A 17,621-nucleotide genomic window follows, 5' to 3' on the forward strand; every position below is an offset into this window, starting at 1 on the left:
TGGATTGGTCTGGGTGGCCGGCGTCGCCCATCAAGGCTGATGCCGGGCCAGCACTTCGTCGCGCGGACCCGCATCCACCACGCGTCCGGCTTCCATCACCACGATGGTGTCGAAGCGGCTGAGCAGGCTGGGCCGGTGCACCGAGGCCACGATGCAAGCCGTGGGAAACGCGGCGTACATGCGGTCGAACACCCGGCCTTCGGCCTGCGGGTCGAGCGCGCTGGTGGGCTCGTCCAGCAGCAGCAGGGAACTGCCGTGCGCGGCCAGCGCCCCGCGCGACAGGGCCAGGCGTTGGCGTTGTCCGCCGGACAGGTTGCTGCCCCTTTCGTTCATAGGACTGGCCAGGCCTTCGGGCATGCGTTGCAGGACTTCGTCGAACACGCCGGTATGCACGGCGGCTTGCAGCGCCGCCGCATCGGCAGGTTCGCCGAAGGTGAGGTTCTCCTGCACGCTGGCTTCGAAGACTTCGGCTTCTTGCGGAATCAGCGTGGCCAGCGTGCGCAGTTCGGCCCATTCCACCGGCTTGCCGTCGCGCAGCAGTTCGCCTTGCTGCGGCGGATAGAGTCCGGCAAGGGTGCGCAGCAGCGTGCTCTTGCCGCCGCCGCTGGCGCCGATCAGCGCGACGCGCGAGCCGCGGCGCAGCACCAGGTCGACGCCATGCAGGCCGCCGCGTCCTTCGTCCGAATAGCGCCAGGTGGCGCCGCGCAGTTCCAAGGTCTGCCACGGCGCGTCGGCTTGGACCGCGGGGACGGCGGCATTGGGGTTGCCCGGGGCCTGCCAGATGGGTTCGGCGCTGCTGTAATCGGTGTGCATGCGCGCGAAGCTCTGGAAGTTGGAGGCGATGGCGCTGACCACGGACGCGGCCTGCTGGGCGTATTGGTAGATCATGAAGATGGTGCCCAACAACAACGCCTGCCCAGGCTCGCGATGCCGCAGTACGTACTCCACCACGAGGATCCAGGTGAGGCACATGCCCGCCAGGTCCACCACGCACCACTTCACTTCGTTGACCCATAGGGCGCGGCGCAAGGGCCTCATCACTGCTTCCAGGCGGCGGCCCAGGATCTTGCGCGAGGCGGCTTGCAGCCGCAGGCCGATCACGGTGCCGGCATTGCTGACGAAGTCGAGCAGCGCCGCGACGTAGCGGCGTTCCTGGTCGTTTTCGGAACGGGCCAGCCGCATTAGCGCGAGGTCAAAGCGCAAGGTGACCAGGGCGATGATCAGGTACCCGCTTACGGCGATGATGCCGCTGACGTGGGATAACAAGGTCAAGGCCACCAGCGGGCCGATGAAATTCAAGGCGCTGTGCAGGTAGCCATACATGCTGCGGGCGAACGTCGACAAGGCGCGGCTGGATTGCAGCACGCGGTGTTGCAGGTCGCCGGAATGCCGGCCGTCGCGCCAGGTCAGCGGGGCGGCGGCGATGCGGGCATAGAGATCGTCGGCCTGCCGTTCGCGGACATGCACGCCCACGTTGCCTTCCAGGACGCGCCCCGGTCCGTGGAACACCCAGGACATCATGTAGCTGCCGACCAGGAACAGGATCCACAGGCCGGCCGTGGGCATGTCGTTCTGCTGCAAGGCATTGATGGCGTGCGAGGCCAGCCAGGGCAGGGTCAGCTTGACCAGTTGCGCGCCCGACAGCAGCGCGATGGCGCCCACCAACTGCCGCCGCGCGCCGTCGGCGTAGTGCCAGAGCGCGCGATACAGCACGAGCGCCGCGCGGCCCATGCCGATGGAGGAAGAGGGGGAAGAAGAATCAGGCTTCATCGCGTGGAGGGGGAAGTCAGGAATGGCACGGCATGACTATGCTATCCGACAAACGCCGCCGCGCTGCAAAGCAAAAAGCCCCGCCAAAGGCGGGGCCAAGTGCTTGAATTCATTGGTGGCCTGGGGCGGAATCGAACCACCGACACAAGGATTTTCAATCCTCTGCTCTACCGACTGAGCTACCAGGCCAACGCGAAAGTCCGCCACTATACACAATATCCGCGTCACGTGGGCGGCGGCCCGCCATCCGGCGCGGCGCGGCGGGCTTGCGCGAGGACGGCGCCGGCTTCCGGGGAAATGCTGCGCAGGTGCAGATCGGTCTGCGGATAGGGGATCTCGATGCCGGCCTGCGTCAGCGCCTCGTACATGCGCGACAGCATGTCGCTGCGGATGGACATCCACTGGTCGAAGTCCGGCGTCCAGGCGCGGATACTGAAATCCAGGGTGCTGGCGCCAAATCCCATGAAGAGCGCGATCGGCGCCGGCTGGGTGGAGACGCCCAGGGTGCCGCGCGCCACCGAGCCCAGCAGTTCGATGGCTTGCGCGGGATCCGTGCCGTAGGCCAGGCCGACGTTGATCTCGATGCGGCGGTTGCGGTCCAGCATGGTCCAGTTGGTCAGTTTTTCCGACAGCAGGGTGCCGTTGGGGACCACCACGTCAGCGCCTTCGAAGGTCCTGATGCGGGTGGCGCGCATGCCGATCTCGCGCACCTGTCCGGAGGTTTCGCCGATTTCCACCACGTCGCCAGGCTGGATCGGGCGCTCGAACATCAGGATCAGGCCCGACACGAAGTTGTTGACCACGTTCTGCAGGCCGAAGCCGATGCCCACGCCCAGGGCGCCCAGCACCAGGGCCAATTGGCTGGTCCTGACGCCGGCGGCCGACAGCGCCACCGCCAGGCCCAGCAGCAGCACCGAGTAGTAGGTCAGCGAGGCAATGCTGTTACCCACGCCGCGCGGCAGCGGCATGCGGGCCAGCACTTCGTCGTGCAGCACCAGGCGGATCGCGCGCGCGGCCCAGAAGGCGATCAGCACCGAGATCGCGAACACGAGGATGTTGCCCAGGCTGATGGTGATGTCGCCGAGCGCCAGGGTGTACGAAAGCACCTTCGTGGTGAAGGCGTAGCTGGCGCGCAGGATGCGGAAGCGGTCCATCGTGTAGAGGGTCCAACCCACGACGGCGCTGGCCATCACCAGCCGGATCAGCAGCTGCACCAGGGGCGGGGCGTGTTCGCGCGCGATGCGAAAGCGCGACACGCCGGGCCGGGCCAGCATCAGTTGCAGCAGGGTGACGATGATGGTGACCCCGGCGTAGAGCATCAGGCCGAAGTAGCCGCTGCTGATGACGGCGCTGGTCAGCATTTCCGCCATCGACAGGTTGCCGACGAGGTTGGCGATGCCGGCAACGGTCAGCAGCGCCACCGCGGCCCACGCGCCGATACGCACGGCCTGGTGCAGCCGGCCGGGCGCCTGGATGGCGCCGCGGCGTTTGGCGCGGGCATGCAGCCACAGCGCCGTGGCCAGGGCCAGCAGGGTGATGACGAGATTGTGCAGCCGGTACAGCGTTTCGCTGGCCAGGAAGAAAACGCCCAGCCGCTCGGCCAGGTACAGCCCGGTGATGGCGTAGGGCCACAGGTCGAGCTGCTCGCGCGCGGTCGGCGGCAGCAGGCGTAGCACGGGGACGACCGCCAATAGCAGCGCGATCTGCAGCACGATCAGCGGCGCGTCTGACTCCAGCAGTTGCACGCCCATCATGGCCAGCAGCAGCCAGGCTGACAGCGGGCGTCCCAGCACCCGCGCGGCAGTCTGGCTCATTTCGCCAGCCCGGATCGCGTGGCGGCTGTGCCAGGCCAGCCAGAGCAGCAGCGGCAGCAGCACCACTTGCAGCACGTGCAGGGCGAGTTGGTTGCCGGTATCGGCCGCTGCGTATTGGCGGGCGAAGCGCAGTTCCATGTCCAGGCCGGTGCGCAGATAGGCCATCGCATCGCTGCGCGCGGTGGGCGTGAAGGTCGCGGCCCATAGCGGTGGCGCATCCAGCTCGAGCAGGCGGGCGTCGATGTAGCTGATGGCGCCGGCGACCGAGCGCTGCCCGGCCTGGATGCGTTCCTCGACGGAGTTGGCGCGCTGGCCCAGCGCGATCTGGCGGCCCAGCGGTACGGAGAGGGCCTGTTCGGCCCGCGTCAGTTGGGCAATGACGGAATCGATCCGGCCTGTCAGGGCGGGCGGCAGGTCGGCGGCGCCAGGCGCGATCTTGAGGGCCTGCCATGCCTCGCGGCGGCGCGCCAACTCGGCGGCGTCGCTGGCATAGGCGGCAGTCGCCTGGCGCATGTCTTCCTGCCAGTCCATGAAGCGGCGCGCGTCGAACATCCAGTGCCGCTCCAGGCTTTCCAGCCGCATGATGGGCAGGGTGCGCAACTGGGTGGGCTGGAATTGCTGGAGCTTTTCGTCGACGGACCGGGAAATCGATTCCAGGCGCGGCGCCAGCGAGTCGGTGGGGTCGGCTCCCGCAATGCGTTCCATGACGTTTTCGGCATAGCGGTGATCGGTGTCCGCGCGCAGCGGAATTTCCGCCACCAGGATCGCATGGGCTTGCGTGGAAGCCGGGGCGGGGGAGGCCGGCGCCATCGCGGCGCCCTGGGCGTAGGCGGGGCCGAGCAGGCTGGCCAGCAGTGCAATCAGACCGAAAAGCGCTTTTGCTCTTGCTGTTGCTTGGGCGCGCATGTCGCGGCTCCGGTGGATGGATGCGGCGGGCTACGGAGAGGGCGTCTTACGATATCGCGGAAGGCGTGCCAGGGAAAGAGGCGCGGGCATCGAATCCCTGGCCCATAGGCTGAGCGCGGCGGCGAATCCCAGCACAACCTGGCGGTCCTCGTCGCAGCGGCGCATCAGATAGACGCTGGATGAGATCCGCGGCATGTCTTTTTCATGGTTCAGTTCGCAGATCGCGACGGCATCGGCTCGCAGGCGCGCAATCGATTCGGGAACGATGGAGACGCCGAGCCCTGCCGCCACCAGATTGACCACGGCGGGCACTTCCACCACCTGTTGGACGATCTTCGGCTCGAAGCGCGAAAACAGGCAGGCCTGGTACACCGAGTCGGCAAAGATGGACGATCCCAGGCGGAAGAAGACGAAATCCTCGTTCTTCAATTCGTGCAGGCGTAGCCGTTTGCGATGCGACAGCGGATGGCCGGGCGGTAGCACCACGACCGACGAATCGTGCCACAGCAGCTCGGCGGAGAACGCTGGATCGGCAGGAATGCCTCGCGAGAGGCACAGGTCCAGGCGCCTGTCCTGCAGCCCTGTCAGCTGATCGACGGGCGGCATTTCCTTCAAGGCCACGTCCACCCGCGGCCGCTCCTGCCGGAACTCGCGTATGAACTGCGGCAACGTGCCGAGGAAGTGCGACCCGGTCAAGCCCAGCGTCACGCACCCTTCCAGGCCCTGCGCCACGCGCTGTACCTGGAGCCTGGCTTCGTCCAGGCGATCCAGCACGGCGTGGACATGGGGCAGCAGCACGCTGCCCGCTTCACTGAGCTGGACGCTTCTGCTGGTGCGTATGAAAAGACGCACGCCGAGGTCGTCCTCGAGGTTGCTGAGTTGCTGGCTGAGCGGCGGTTGCGAAATGTGCAGCTTCTGGGCCGCTTTCGTGAAGCTCTGTTCTTCCGCAATCGCCGCAAAGTACCGAAGCTGCCGCAAGTCCATGGCTGGGCGTTCCGTCCAATCTATTTGGAAGCACTATAGATGATTCCTTAATTCGTATTGGACGATATTGATTCCGATGCCGAAAATTCCCTTCAACCTGGTTGTTTCAGTCGCAGCATGGAAGTTCCACTTCAACTCGAACGAATGGGTCAAGATGAAAAAGACACTAAGTTTCTTTGCGCTGAGTTGTGCCCTGGCCATTACCCAGTCTGGCGCCGTCCATGCGCAGGGCTATCCGGCCAAGGCCGTCACGGTCATTGTTCCGCATGGACCAGGAGGGGCCAACGACGCGGTTGCCCGGCCCTTCGCCCAGAAAATCGGCGAGCGCCTGCACCAGGCCTTCGTGGTGGAGAACCGGGCGGGCGCGGGCGGCAATATCGGCATCGGCGTATCGGCGCGCGGCAGCCAGGACGGATACAACCTGCTGCTGACCGTGGGCAGCAGCTATACCATCAGCCCGTTCGTCTACAAGAGCGTGCCATTCGACCCCAGGAAGGACTTCGAGCCCATCGGCCTGGTGGCGACGGCTCCGTACGTCTTGATCGTCAATCCTGAGCTGCCGGTAAAGACCGTGCAGGACCTGATTGCGTTGGCGAAAAGCAAGCCGGGCCAACTGCACATGGCGTCCGCGGGCAACGGCACGCTCGATCACCTGCTCGGCGAAATGTTCAAGCGGGCGGCAGGCGTCGACATGCTGCATATCCCCTACAAGGGGGCGTCTGCCGCCAATACGGACATGGTGTCTGGCCGGGTGTCGGTGACTTTCACGAGCTGGCCCAGCGTCATGTCTTTCGTCCATGCCGGCAAGCTGCGCCTGATCGCGGTTGCGTCGTCCGAGCGGTCATCGTTGCTGCCGGACGTGCCGACCATTGCGGAGACCGTGCCTGGCGTCGCCGCCATGTCCTGGTATGGCCTGTTCGCCCCGGCCGGGACCCCGGCTGATGTCGTCGCAACGCTGCGGCGCGAGACCTCGGACGTACTTGCGGACAAGTCGTTTCAAGCCAGCTTGAAGGCCCAGGGCGCGGAAGCCGGGAAGGCAACTCCCGCTCAGTTCTCCGAGCTGATCGACACGGACCTGAAGACCTGGTCCGGAATCATCGAGCAGACCGGCGCCCGCGTGGAGTGACGGCGGCCAAATCCTTCTGTTTTGGAGTTTTGCATGAGCAGCGCAGCGGAAAACTACAAGGGCGTGTGGGGGCATCGAGTCGGCTTTGGCGACAAGGCGGCGCTGCTGCTCGTCGACTTCGTGCAAGCCTACACGCGCGAAGAATCGCCCATGTTTGGCGCGGGCGTCGTGGACGCCGTGGCGCATGGCGCGGAAATCCTGCGCGCGGCGCGCGATGCCGGCATGATGGTCATCCACACCATGATCACGCACCAGTCCGGCACGCTGGCCGACGCCGGCGCCTGGTATCGCAAGTCGCCCATTCTTGAACTGTTCCAACACGCGCCCTACAACGAGTTCTGTGGCGGCGTGGAACCCCTGCCCGGTGAGATCGTCCTGCATAAGCAGTACGCCAGCAGCTTTTTCGGCACCAGCCTGGCCAGCACGCTGATGGCTGCCAGGGTCGACACCCTGATCGTGCTGGGCTGCTCCACGAGCGGCTGCGTGCGTGCGACGGCGGTGGATGGCGTGCAGTATGGCTTGAACGTGATCGTGGTGCGGGAGGGGGTAGGGGACCGCCATCCGGATCCGCACGAGGCCAATCTCTTCGATATCGACAGCAAGTACGGGGATGTGGTGTCCAAGCGGGACGCGCTCGAATTCATCCGCACACAGTGGGTGGCGTAGCGGTTCGGATTGCCGCCGGAGCGCCAGGCGGCGGAACGATATCGGCGACAAAAACAAAAAGCCCCGCCAAGGCGGGGCTCGTTGCTTGAATCTTTTGGTGGCCTGGGGCGGAATCGAACCACCGACACAAGGATTTTCAATCCTCTGCTCTACCGACTGAGCTACCAGGCCAACGAAGTCCGCAACTATACACAATTTTTTAGGCTTGTGCCAGTCGGGGGCGAAAATCCCTGGATATTTCGTTTCCCGGCTGGGCCGCCGCATGAATCATGGGCAAATTGTTGGGCGGACGGCACGAAAGGTGCGACCCAAGGTCGCGGCCAGGGGGCGAAATGGCCTGGGGATAACCCGCAGGGGTATAATGATTAGCGGTCTGACGCTGCAGCCAGGTTTGTATATCCCGGTGCGGCGCCTCGTTCTTAGTGGCAGTACTTAACGCTTACGCGCGGATGGCCCGGCCATCCTTCCCACATGTCGGTAGCTGTCCTTGCCTTCGGTCTGAATCACACGTCCGCGCCGGTTTCGGTCCGCGAACGCGTTTCCATGCCCGTCGATCTGGTGAAGCCCGCGCTGGAAGGCCTGCGCTCGGCGTTCGGCGGCTCGGTCCGCGAAGCCGCCATCCTGTCCACCTGTAACCGCACCGAGATCTATTGCGCCGCCGACGGCCACGTGGCCGATCAGCTGCCCGCCTGGCTGGCTGACTACAACCGCCTGGACGCCGGCACGCTGCGCCCGCATCTCTACCGCCATCACCAGGACGACGCCGTGCGCCACGCCTTCCGCGTGGCCAGCGGCCTGGACTCCATGGTGCTGGGCGAAACCCAGATCGTGGGCCAGATGAAGGATGCCGTGCGCGCCGCCGGCGAGGCCGGGTCGCTGGGCACCTTGTTGCACCAGATGTTCCAGCGCACCTTCTCGGTGGCCAAGGAAGTCCGGTCGCAGACCGCCATCGGCGCGCAGTCGGTGTCCATGGCTGCCGCCGCGGTGCGCCTGGCCGAGCGCGTGTTCGGCAACCTGGACCAGGCCCGCACGCTGTTCATCGGCGCGGGCGAAATGATCGAATTGTGCGCCACGCACTTTGCCGCGCAGCGTCCGCGCAGCATGGTGGTGGCCAACCGCACGGCCGAACGCGCCGAGGTCCTGGCCAACCGCTTTGCCGCCAGCACCATGAAGCTGTCGGACCTGACGGACCGCCTGTCCGAGTTCGACGTCATCGTTTCCTGTACGGCAAGCTCCCTGCCCATCCTCGGTTTGGGGATGGTGGAACGGGCCACGCGCCTGCGCCGCCACCGTCCCATGGTCATGATCGACCTGGCCGTGCCGCGCGACATCGAACCCGAGGTCGGCCGCCTGGACGACGTCTACCTGTATTCGGTGGACGACCTGGGCCGGCTGGTGCAGACCGGCACCGACGCGCGCCGCGCGGCTGTGGTGCAGGCCGAAGCCATCATCGAAACCCGCGTCCAGGGCTTCATGCACTGGATGCAGTCCCGCGAAGTGGTGCCCGTCATCCGCGACCTGCATCAGGCCGCCGAAGACGTGCGCAGCGCCGAGCTGGAGCGCGCCCGCCGCCTGCTGGCGCGGGGCGAATCGCCGGAAGCCGTGCTGGAACAACTGGCCCACGGCCTGACGCAGAAGTACCTGCACGGCCCGCTGGCGGCCCTGAACCGCAGCGAGGGCGACGACCGCAAGCAGCTGCTTGCCTGGATGCCGCGCCTGTTCCCCGGCCGCGACTCCCGCCGTTAGCGACTCTGCCCCACGTCCCGCCTTCTGGCGGGCGTTCGTCTTTTGGGCGCCCGCTATCCGCTTTCCCGCTTTTCTTTTTGGTCATTCCCCATGAAATCTTCCATGCGCAGCCGGCTGGAGCATCTGTGTCACCGCCTGATCGAGGTCGACGCGCTGCTCGCCGAACCGGAAACCGCGTCCGACATGGACCGTTTCCGCAAGCTTTCGCGCGAACGCGCGGAGCTGGAACCCGTGGTCGAGGCGTTCACGGCCTTCGCCCGCACCGAGGATGATCTGGCCGCGGCCCAGGAAATGCTGTCCGACCCGGACCTGAAATCCATGGCCGAGGACGAGATCAAGTCCGGCCGCGTCAAGCTCGAGGAACTGGAAGGCGCGCTTCAGCTGTTGCTGCTGCCGCGCGACCCCAACGACGGACGCAGCGTGTTCCTGGAAATCCGTGCCGGCACGGGCGGCGACGAAAGCGCGCTGTTCTCGGGCGACCTGCTGCGCATGTACACGCGCTACGCGGAACAGCGCGGCTGGCGCGTGGAGCTGATGTCGGAGAGTGCATCCGAGCTGGGCGGCTACAAGGAAGTGATCGCGCGCATCGACGGCGACGGCGCCTATGGCCGCCTCAAGTTCGAATCCGGCGCGCACCGCGTGCAGCGCGTGCCCGCCACCGAGGCGCAGGGCCGCATCCATACCTCGGCCTGCACGGTGGCCATCATGGCCGAGGCGGACGAGATGTCGGAAATCGTCATCAACCCCAACGATCTGCGCATCGACACCTTTCGCGCCAGCGGCGCGGGCGGCCAGCACATCAACAAGACCGATTCGGCGGTGCGCATCACCCACCTGCCGACCGGGCTGGTGGTGGAATGCCAGGACGACCGTTCCCAGCACCGCAACAAGGACAAGGCCATGCAGGTGCTGGCCGCGCGTCTCAAGGACAAGGAAACCCGCGAACGGCAGAGCAAGGAAGCCGCCGAGCGCAAGAGCCTGATCGGCTCGGGCGACCGTTCCGAGCGCATCCGCACCTACAACTTCCCGCAGGGCCGCGTGACGGATCACCGCATCAACCTGACGCTGTACAAGCTGCAGCAGATCATGGAAGGCGATCTGGAAGAGCTGACCGGCGCCCTGATCTCCGAACACCAGGCCGAGCAGCTGGCGGCGCTGGGCGACGATATCTGAGCCCGGCCATGACGCCGCCCCAGCTGAAAAGCCTGCTGCTCGACACGCGCCTGCCCCGCCTGGAGGTGCGCATGCTGCTGGAGCACGTGCTGGCCAAGCCGCGCGCCTGGCTGCTCGCGCACGATACTGATCCTTTGCTGCCGGAAACGGCCGCGGCCTACGAGGCCTTGGCCCAGCGGCGCCTGGCCGGGGAGCCCATGGCCTATCTGGTGGGCCACCGCGAATTCATGGGCCACCGCTTCCGCGTGACCCCGGACGTGCTGATTCCGCGCCCGGACACCGAGGTGCTGGTGGAGACCGCGCTGGAATGCCTGGCCGGCCTGGCCGCGCCCGCCGTGCTGGACCTGGGCACTGGCAGCGGCGCCATCGCCATTTCGATTGCGCTGGCGCGCCGCGACGCGCGGGTGATGGCCTCCGACGTCAGCGCCGCCGCGTTGGCGGTCGCCGCCGCCAACGCCTGGGACCTGGCCGCTTCCGTGCGCCTGGTCGAAGGTAGCTGGTATGACGCCGTGCCTGCAGGCGAGGGTTTCGACCTGGTCGTGTCCAATCCGCCCTATGTGGCTTGCGACGACCCGCACCTGGATCAGGGCGACGTGCGTTTCGAGCCGCGCGGGGCGCTGACCGACGGCGCGGGCGGTCTGGAAGACCTGGCCCGCATCGTCCAGGGCGCCGGCCGCCACCTGAAACGGGGCGGCGCCCTGTGGATGGAGCATGGCTGGGACCAGGCGCAAGCCGTGCGGGACCTGCTGGCCGCGGCCGGATTCCAGGACGTGCACAGCCGACAGGACCTGGCCGGCATCGAGCGTATTTCCGGGGGGCGGCTGGCCGCCTGACCGGATTCCCGGCGGGGCGCCCAGGGTATCCGGGCGGATTTTCCTGCTGTACCTATAATTGGCGTATTCCGTTATGCCTGTCCAAGAGACCACCATGAGCGACGTTCAAGAATTCATCCGCGAAACCGTGACCCAGCACCCCGTCGTGCTGTTCATGAAGGGCACCGCCCAATTCCCGCAATGCGGCTTTTCCGGCAAGGCCATCCAGATCCTGAAGGGCTGTGGCGTGAAGAAGCTGGTCACCGTCAATGTGCTGGAAGACGACGAAGTCCGCCAGGGCATCAAGGAATTCTCCAACTGGCCCACGATTCCGCAGCTGTACGTGGCTGGCGAATTCATCGGCGGTTCGGACATCATGAACGAGATGAACGAGTCCGGCGAACTGAAGACGCTGCTGGATCAATCCGGCGCAACGGCCTGATCAAGCCCATGCGGCGACTGGTCATCGGCATCACGGGCGCCACGGGCTCCCTGTACGCCGTGCGCATGCTGCAGGCATTGCGCGGCGTGGACGATGTCGAAACGCATCTGGTGGTGTCGGCCTCCGGCGTGCTGAACATCAAGCACGAGCTGGACGTCAGCCGTCACGATGTCTATGCCCTGGCCGACCACGTGCACAGCGTGCGAGACGTGGGCGCCACGCTAGCCAGCGGCGCGTTCCAGACGGCCGGCATGGTCATCGTGCCGTGCTCCATGCGCACGCTGGCGGCCGTGGCCCACGGCCTCTCGGATAACTTGATCACCCGCGCCGCCGACGTCACCCTCAAGGAACGCCGGCGCCTGGTGATGATGGTGCGCGAGACACCCTTCAATCTGGCGCATCTGCGCAACATGACCGCCGTTACCGAAATGGGCGGCATCGTGTTTCCGCCGCTGCCCGCGTTCTACCACCGGCCCGCTTCCATCGAAGAGATGGTGGACCATACCGTGGCGCGGGTGCTGGAGCTGTTCGATATCGTCGTGCCGGGACCACATTGGGAAGGCATGAAGTAACGATCGCCGCATCAAAAAAAGAGCTCCAGGTCTGGAGCTCTTTTCATTTGCGCGATGGCGCCGGGTTGCTGGCGATTACACCGTTGCGATCGGCGTGACCGGCGAACCGATTGCATGCGGCAGGCGCAGGGGCGGGGCGGTCAGCATGAAGTGGTGCCGGCCGTTGGCGTGCAGCCAGTCGGCCAGGTCCTTCAGGTACCAGAGTTCCGCCAGCGGCAGTCCCAGTTTGAACAGGCAATGGTGATGCAGCGGCAGCATGGCGCGTGGGCCGGTCTTCTCGCGCGCGGGGTAGGCTTCCACGGCGTAGTTGTCGGCGCAGATGGCGGCGATGCCGCTGTCCGTGATCCATTGCAGCAGCGCCTGGTCGGTGCCGTCCAGCGCCGCGCCGTAGGTGTGCAGCGTTTCGGCGTCGGGCGTGCCGTTCATGGCGACCACCGCTTCCGCGTAGCCGGTGCGCAGCACCAGCATGTCGCCGGCTTCGACGCTGATGCCGTCCGTCTTCAGTACATGCATCAGTTCCGCGTGGCCGATCAGCGTGCGGCCGGGGCCGTAGTGGCGGAACAGGTCCACCAGCACGCCGCGGCCCTGCATGCCCTTTTGCGCCAGGTTTTCCACGCCCAGCTTCAGCGCCGCTGACGGGCCGCCGCTGTTGCAGCCGCAGCCGGTATGGTCGCCGTCAGCCGGGCCGATGACGTCCACGCCGGCCTGGTAGCCGTTGTAGTAGCGCAGTTCGGGCTTGCCGTCGCCATCGGCGTCGAACAGGGCGCCCACGTGGGCCAGCGCGTCCCATTGCGTCGAATACTGCATCGACAGCAGCACCTGGTCGTCGCTCAGCACGTCCACCGCGTCCGGGTTGACGTTGCGCAGCGGGAAGTTCAGGTAGGGCGTGTCCGCCAGGCGCGTGGGGCTCAGCTGCGGCGGATGGCGGCGCGGGTTGAGCACGTTGCCGCCGGGCAGGTCCAGCGGCAGCGACAGGCAGAAGGTCTTGCCCGCGCGGATTTCACGCGCGCCTTTCAGGACCTGTTCTTCGGTGATGAGGTTCAGGCGGCCGAGTTGGTCGTCGGGCCCGAAGTCGCCCCAATTGGAGCCTTCGGGCCGGTGTTTCCAGCGCTGCATGCCGCTTACCCCTTCAGGAAGTCGACGACCGTGCGGGTGAAGACTTCCGGTTGCTCCCAGTTCGAGATGTGGGAGGTGTTCATTTCGAAGTAGCGCGCGCCGGGAATGGCTTCGGCCAGTTCGCGGCCCTGGGCCGGGGTGGCGGCCAGGTCGTGCGTGCTGCTGATGACCAGCGTGGGCGCCTTGATGCCACCCACTTGCTCACGGAAGTCGGCGTCGCGCAGCGCGGCGCAGTTGCCCGAGTAGCCAGCGTCCGGCGTGCGGCGCAGCATGTCGATCAGCACCTGGGTCAGGCCCGGCTCGGCCGCGCGGTAACTGTCGGTGAGCCAGCGTTCGACCAGCGTGGGCGCCATCTTTTCCAGGGTCTGTTCGGCGACCGCGGCGATGCGGGCGCTCCAGCCTTCGGCCGAGCCGATGCGCGCGGCGGTGTTGCAGAGAATCAGCTTGTCCAGCAGTTCGGGACGCGCCAGCGCCAGCCACAGGCCGGTGGGGCCGCCCATCGACAGGCCGCAGAAGTGCGCGCGCTTGATGTTCAGGTGCGCCAGCAGTTCGGCGACGTCGTTGCCCAGTTGCTCGAAGCTGTACTCGCCTTCGGGAATCGACGACTTGCCATGGCCGCGGGTGTCGTAGCGCAGCACGCGGAAGTGCTTGCTGAGTTCGGGAATCTGGCGGGCCCACATGTCGGAGCAGGTGCCCAGCGAGTTGGAGAGCACGAGCACCGGCGCGTCGGCGGGGCCATCGATGACGTAATACAGCCGTGCCTGGCTGAGATCGGCGTAAGACATGCGGGTTTATTCCTTGCGATTACAGATGGCAGACGCCGTCGACATAGGCCTTGCGCCAGCGCGTGATGGTCACGCGCTCGAACAGGTCGGCCAGGGAGAACGGATCGGCGTCGATGAACTGCTGCGCGGCTTCGCGCGTTTCCAGGGCCACGATGTACAGGCCGCCGCCGGCGTCCTTGCCGTCGTCCTGCAGCTTGGCGCCGCAGGCCAGCAGCAGCTGCTTGTTGGCGTCCAGGTATTCCAGGTGCGCGGCGCGATGCTGCTGGCGCACTTCCTGGTGGCCGGGCTTGTCGAAGGTTTCGATGATGTAGGGCATCAGCCGCTCCTGGTCAGATTGCCGAGGGGTGGCGCGCCAGCGCCGTGACGTTGATGTCCATGTACGGGAACAGCGGCAGCGAGGACAGCAGCGTGTGCAGCTCGTCGTTGCTTTCGACGTCGAAGATGCTGACGTTGGCGTAGCGGCCGGCCACGCGCCACAGGTTCTTCCACTTGCCGTCGCGCTGCAGCTGCTGTGCCAGGGCCTTTTCGTCGGCCTTCAGCTTGTCGGCGCGGTCGGCGGGCATGTCGACGGGAAGATTGACTTGCATTTGAACCATGAACAACATGATGACTCTCTCCTGTAAAGCCGCTCCGGCGGTGCCGGAGCGCGCACAAAACTCAGCGGGAAAACTTCAGCGGCAGGCCGGTCAGGCGCAGCAGCTCATCGGCGGTGGTGTCGCCGAACATGTCGATGACGGTCACGCCGTCGGCGCGGATGTCGAACACGGCCACGTCGGTGTACACGCGCGACACGCAGCGCACGCCGGTCAGCGGATAGGTGCAGGCCTCGACCAGCTTGCTCTGGCCTTCGCGGGTCTGCAGTTCCATCATCACGAAGACGTCCTTGGCGCCGATGGCCAGGTCCATCGCGCCGCCCACGGCGGGAATCGCGTCGGGCGCGCCGGTGTGCCAGTTGGCCAGGTCGCCGTGCTGCGACACCTGGAAGGCGCCCAGCACGCAGATGTCCAGGTGGCCGCCGCGCATCATCGCGAACGAATCGGCGTGGTGGAAGAACGAGCAGCCCGGAAGTTCGGTCACGGGTTGCTTGCCGGCGTTGATCAGGTCGTAGTCTTCCTCGCCCTTGGCGGGGGCGGGGCCCATGCCCAGCATGCCGTTTTCGGTGTGCAGGATGACTTCGCGGTCGGCCGGCAGATGGTTGGCGACGAGCGTGGGCAGGCCGATGCCCAGGTTCACGTAGGCGCCTTCAGGAATGTCCTGCGCCACGCGGGCGGCGATCTGGTCGCGGGTCAGTTTGGTGCTCATTGCTGCTCCTTGGCGGCCGGGGTGGCTGCGATCTGCACGACGCGTTTCACGAAGATGCCGGGGGTGACAACGGTTTCCGGGTCCAGCTCGCCCAGTTCGACCACTTCACGCACCTGCGCCACGGCCACGCGCGCCGCGCTGGCCATGATGGGGCCGAAGTTGCGGGCGGTCTTGCGGTAGACCAGGTTGCCCCAGCGATCGCCGCGTTCGGCCTTGATGAGCGCGTAGTCGGCGTGCAGCGGGTACTCCAGCACGTACTGGCGGCCGTTGATCTCGCGGATTTCCTTGCCGTCGGCCAGCGGCGTGCCGTAGCCGGTGGGCGTGAAGAACGCGCCGATGCCGGCGCCGGCGGCGCGGATGCGCTCGGCCAGGTTGCCCTGGGGCACCAGTTCCAGCTCGATCTTGCCGCTGCGGTACAGGCCGTCGAAGATCTGCGAGTCCACCTGGCGCGGGAACGAGCAGATGATCTTGCGCACGCGGTTGGCGCCCAGCAGCGCGGCCAGGCCGGTGGTGCCGTTGCCGGCGTTGTTGTTGATGATGACCAGGTCCTTCGCGCCCTGCTCCAGCAGGGCGTCGATCAGTTCCATGGGCTGGCCGGCCGTGCCGAAGCCGCCGATCATGACGGTGGCGCCGTCGGGTACGTCCGCCAGGGCGGCCGCCGCGCTTGCAACAAGCTTAGAAATCATGATGTTTGCTCATAGGTGGCGTGTCATAATTTGTTCTTAATTAGAACTTTCGTTCTTCTGAAGAACATCGTTTCATGGGGATAAGCCGAGCGTCAAGGCGAGCCGGCGCGGCGTCATCCCCATTTACTCTTTTCGCGGTAGACGGATGGCCGAGCAAGATACCCAGCAACCCAGCGACAGCTACGTGCAGTCCTTCGCCCGCGGCTTGTCCGTGATCCGGGCCTTCGGCCCCGACCGTTCGGAGATGACCTTGTCCGAGGTCGCGGCGGTGACGGGGCTGACCCGCGCCGGCGCGCGCCGCATCCTGCTGACGCTGGAGCACCTGGGCTACGTCACCGTCGACGACCGCAAGTTCTCGCTGACCCCGCGCATCCTGGAACTGGGCTACGCCTACCTGTCCGGCACGCCGCTGTGGAACCTGGCGCTGCCGTACATGGAGGAAGTGGCCGAGCAGACGCGGGAGTCGTGCTCCGTGTCGGTGCTGGAAGGCGCGGACATCGTCTACATCCTGCGCCTGTCCACGCACAAGGTCATGACCATCAACCTGGCCGTGGGCAGCCGCCTGCCGGCCTGGGTGACCTCGATGGGCCGCGTGCTGCTGGCGGGGCTGGCGGAGCCGGAGCTGGACCGGGTGCTGGCGCTGAGCCAGATCCAGACCTACACCCCGCACACCGTCACCGATATCCCCGAACTCAAGCGCGTGCTGGCCGGCGTGCGCGCCGACGGCTACGCCTGCGTCGCGCAGGAGCTGGAGCCGGGGCTGCAGTCGGTGGCCGTGCCCATCATGGACCGCAGCGGCCGCGTGATCGCCGCGATGAACGTCAGCGGCCATGCCAATCGCTTTACGCGCGAGGAAATGCTGGCGGCCTTCTTGCCGCCCCTGCGCCACGCGGCCGACCAGATCAACCACGCCCTGCTGCGCCGTTAGGCGGGGCAGGGGGCGGATGCCGGCGGCTGGCGTGCGCATGGCGGGCCTCAGATGGGGGCGACGCCCAGCGTCGTGCCGCCGCAGACGTACAGCATCTGGCCGGTGACGAAGCCGTTGTCCGGAGACAGGAAGAACATCGCGGCGCGCGCCACGTCCTCGGGCGTGCCCAGGCGCTTGACCACGATGCTGTTGATGATGCGTTCGGTCTGGGGCGCGCCTGCCGGGTTGCTCTTGGTGAACAGGTCGGTGGCGATGGGGCCGGGACCGATGGCATTGACGGTGATGCCGTCGCCGCCAAGTTCCATGGCCAGCGTGCGGGTCAGGCCCACCAGGCCGGCCTTGGTGGCCGAATAGACCACGCGGTCCGGCTTGCCCAGCGCGGCGCGCGACGACATGTTCACGATGCGGCCGAAGCCGGCTTCGCGCATGGCGGGCAGCGCGGCCTGCACCAGGATCAGCGCGGTGCGCAGATGCAGGTTGACCACGTAGTCCAGGTCCGCCAGCGTGGCCGTGTCGGCCGTGCCGGGGCGGGTCGCGCCCGCATTGTTGACCAGGCCCACGATGTTGTAGGCCGCGGTCACCTCGCGGGCGACTTCCTTGGTGCGCGCTTCGTCGGTCAGGTCGGCCTGATACGACACCAGTCCCGCGGGCGGGTTCTCGGGCAGCTTGTAGTCGATGTTGACGACCTTATGCCCCGCATCCAGCAGCATGCGGATGATCGCCGCCCCGATCCCGGCGCTGCCGCCGGTCACGAGATACGCAGTAGGTTTGCTCATATCGGTTCCGTTCCTAG

18 protein-coding genes and 2 tRNA genes are annotated in these 17,621 nt (G+C 66.5%); 8 read left to right on the forward strand and 12 right to left on the reverse strand.

Annotation, left to right across the window (positions count from 1 at the left end):
- Positions 1–30: 30 nt before the first annotated feature.
- The 4 genes from BRO63_RS29495 to BRO63_RS29510 form a co-directional block, all read right to left on the reverse strand.
- Positions 31–1,770, reverse strand: a complete 1,740-nt coding sequence (locus BRO63_RS29495) for an ABC transporter ATP-binding protein (RefSeq protein WP_256943435.1) — start codon at positions 1,768–1,770, stop codon at positions 31–33.
- Between the two features lie 113 nt (positions 1,771–1,883).
- A tRNA-Phe gene (locus tag BRO63_RS29500) sits at positions 1,884–1,959 on the reverse strand.
- Positions 1,960–1,994: 35 nt separating this feature from the next.
- Positions 1,995–4,490, reverse strand: coding sequence for a mechanosensitive ion channel family protein (locus BRO63_RS29505; protein ID WP_088143182.1), 2,496 nt, complete (start codon positions 4,488–4,490; stop codon positions 1,995–1,997).
- A 30-nt stretch (positions 4,491–4,520) separates the two neighbouring features.
- Positions 4,521–5,474 (reverse strand): LysR substrate-binding domain-containing protein, encoded by a 954-nt coding sequence (locus BRO63_RS29510; RefSeq protein ID WP_088143183.1) that lies wholly within the window; start codon positions 5,472–5,474, stop codon positions 4,521–4,523.
- 154 nt (positions 5,475–5,628) lie between these two features.
- Between BRO63_RS29510 and BRO63_RS29515 the strand changes: the two genes are divergently transcribed.
- Together BRO63_RS29515 and BRO63_RS29520 are read left to right on the forward strand one after the other, a co-directional pair.
- Positions 5,629–6,600, forward strand: a complete 972-nt coding sequence (locus tag BRO63_RS29515; protein WP_256943436.1) for a Bug family tripartite tricarboxylate transporter substrate binding protein — start codon at positions 5,629–5,631, stop codon at positions 6,598–6,600.
- 33 nt (positions 6,601–6,633) lie between these two features.
- Complete coding sequence (locus BRO63_RS29520; RefSeq protein ID WP_088143185.1) at positions 6,634–7,266, forward strand: isochorismatase family protein; 633 nt, start codon at positions 6,634–6,636, stop codon at positions 7,264–7,266.
- A gap of 95 nt (positions 7,267–7,361) precedes the next feature.
- Here BRO63_RS29520 and BRO63_RS29525 read toward each other — a convergent pair.
- Positions 7,362–7,437, reverse strand: a tRNA-Phe gene (locus tag BRO63_RS29525).
- A 300-nt stretch (positions 7,438–7,737) separates the two neighbouring features.
- Here BRO63_RS29525 and hemA point away from each other — a divergent pair.
- The 5 genes from hemA to BRO63_RS29550 all read left to right on the forward strand — a co-directional run bounded on the left by hemA (position 7,738) and on the right by BRO63_RS29550 (position 12,011).
- Entirely contained in the window at positions 7,738–9,012 is a 1,275-nt protein-coding gene (gene hemA, locus BRO63_RS29530) for a glutamyl-tRNA reductase (RefSeq protein WP_042796220.1), read from the forward strand.
- A 90-nt stretch (positions 9,013–9,102) separates the two neighbouring features.
- A complete protein-coding gene (gene prfA / locus BRO63_RS29535; RefSeq protein WP_059378014.1) occupies positions 9,103–10,185 on the forward strand; it encodes a peptide chain release factor 1 in 1,083 nt (360 codons plus the stop codon).
- An 8-nt stretch (positions 10,186–10,193) separates the two neighbouring features.
- Positions 10,194–11,018 carry a peptide chain release factor N(5)-glutamine methyltransferase gene (gene prmC / locus BRO63_RS29540; RefSeq protein ID WP_088143186.1) on the forward strand — a complete coding sequence of 275 codons (825 nt, stop codon included), beginning with the start codon at positions 10,194–10,196 and terminating at the stop codon, positions 11,016–11,018.
- A gap of 94 nt (positions 11,019–11,112) precedes the next feature.
- Positions 11,113–11,439, forward strand: a complete 327-nt coding sequence (gene grxD, locus BRO63_RS29545) for a Grx4 family monothiol glutaredoxin (protein ID WP_042797530.1) — start codon at positions 11,113–11,115, stop codon at positions 11,437–11,439.
- Between the two features lie 8 nt (positions 11,440–11,447).
- On the forward strand, positions 11,448–12,011 hold the full coding sequence (locus BRO63_RS29550; protein WP_088143187.1) for a UbiX family flavin prenyltransferase: 564 nt from the start codon (positions 11,448–11,450) through the stop codon (positions 12,009–12,011).
- Positions 12,012–12,086: 75 nt separating this feature from the next.
- Here the strand turns inward: BRO63_RS29550 and BRO63_RS29555 are convergent, their stop codons facing one another.
- Genes BRO63_RS29555 through BRO63_RS29580 form a run of 6 tightly spaced genes read right to left on the reverse strand, consistent with a single transcriptional unit; the run spans position 12,087 to position 15,900 of the window.
- Positions 12,087–13,127, reverse strand: a complete 1,041-nt coding sequence (locus BRO63_RS29555) for a cyclase family protein (protein WP_088143188.1) — start codon at positions 13,125–13,127, stop codon at positions 12,087–12,089.
- 5 nt (positions 13,128–13,132) lie between these two features.
- Positions 13,133–13,912 carry a 3-oxoadipate enol-lactonase gene (gene pcaD / locus BRO63_RS29560; protein ID WP_088143189.1) on the reverse strand — a complete coding sequence of 260 codons (780 nt, stop codon included), beginning with the start codon at positions 13,910–13,912 and terminating at the stop codon, positions 13,133–13,135.
- 19 nt (positions 13,913–13,931) lie between these two features.
- Positions 13,932–14,228, reverse strand: a complete 297-nt coding sequence (locus tag BRO63_RS29565; RefSeq protein WP_088143190.1) for a YciI family protein — start codon at positions 14,226–14,228, stop codon at positions 13,932–13,934.
- Between the two features lie 13 nt (positions 14,229–14,241).
- Positions 14,242–14,517, reverse strand: a complete 276-nt coding sequence (gene catC, locus BRO63_RS29570; protein ID WP_043546701.1) for a muconolactone Delta-isomerase — start codon at positions 14,515–14,517, stop codon at positions 14,242–14,244.
- Positions 14,518–14,569: 52 nt separating this feature from the next.
- The gene (locus tag BRO63_RS29575; protein ID WP_013396545.1) at positions 14,570–15,214 is read right to left on the reverse strand and encodes a 3-oxoacid CoA-transferase subunit B; all 645 of its coding nucleotides are present in this window, start codon (positions 15,212–15,214) and stop codon (positions 14,570–14,572) included.
- On the reverse strand, positions 15,211–15,900 hold the full coding sequence (locus tag BRO63_RS29580) for a 3-oxoacid CoA-transferase subunit A (RefSeq protein WP_013396544.1): 690 nt from the start codon (positions 15,898–15,900) through the stop codon (positions 15,211–15,213). The genes BRO63_RS29575 and BRO63_RS29580 overlap by 4 nt, the downstream gene beginning before the upstream one ends.
- A gap of 145 nt (positions 15,901–16,045) precedes the next feature.
- On the opposite strand from BRO63_RS29580, the gene BRO63_RS29585 reads away from it, so the two are divergent.
- Positions 16,046–16,828 carry an IclR family transcriptional regulator gene (locus BRO63_RS29585; RefSeq protein WP_088143191.1) on the forward strand — a complete coding sequence of 261 codons (783 nt, stop codon included), beginning with the start codon at positions 16,046–16,048 and terminating at the stop codon, positions 16,826–16,828.
- A 47-nt stretch (positions 16,829–16,875) separates the two neighbouring features.
- Here BRO63_RS29585 and BRO63_RS29590 read toward each other — a convergent pair whose 3' ends face one another.
- Entirely contained in the window at positions 16,876–17,604 is a 729-nt protein-coding gene (locus BRO63_RS29590) for an SDR family NAD(P)-dependent oxidoreductase (protein WP_054459427.1), read from the reverse strand.
- Positions 17,605–17,621: the final 17 nt, after the last annotated feature.

The organism is Achromobacter xylosoxidans (assembly GCF_002192695.1).
Taxonomy (GTDB): Bacteria; Pseudomonadota; Gammaproteobacteria; order Burkholderiales; family Burkholderiaceae_B; genus Achromobacter; species Achromobacter xylosoxidans_C.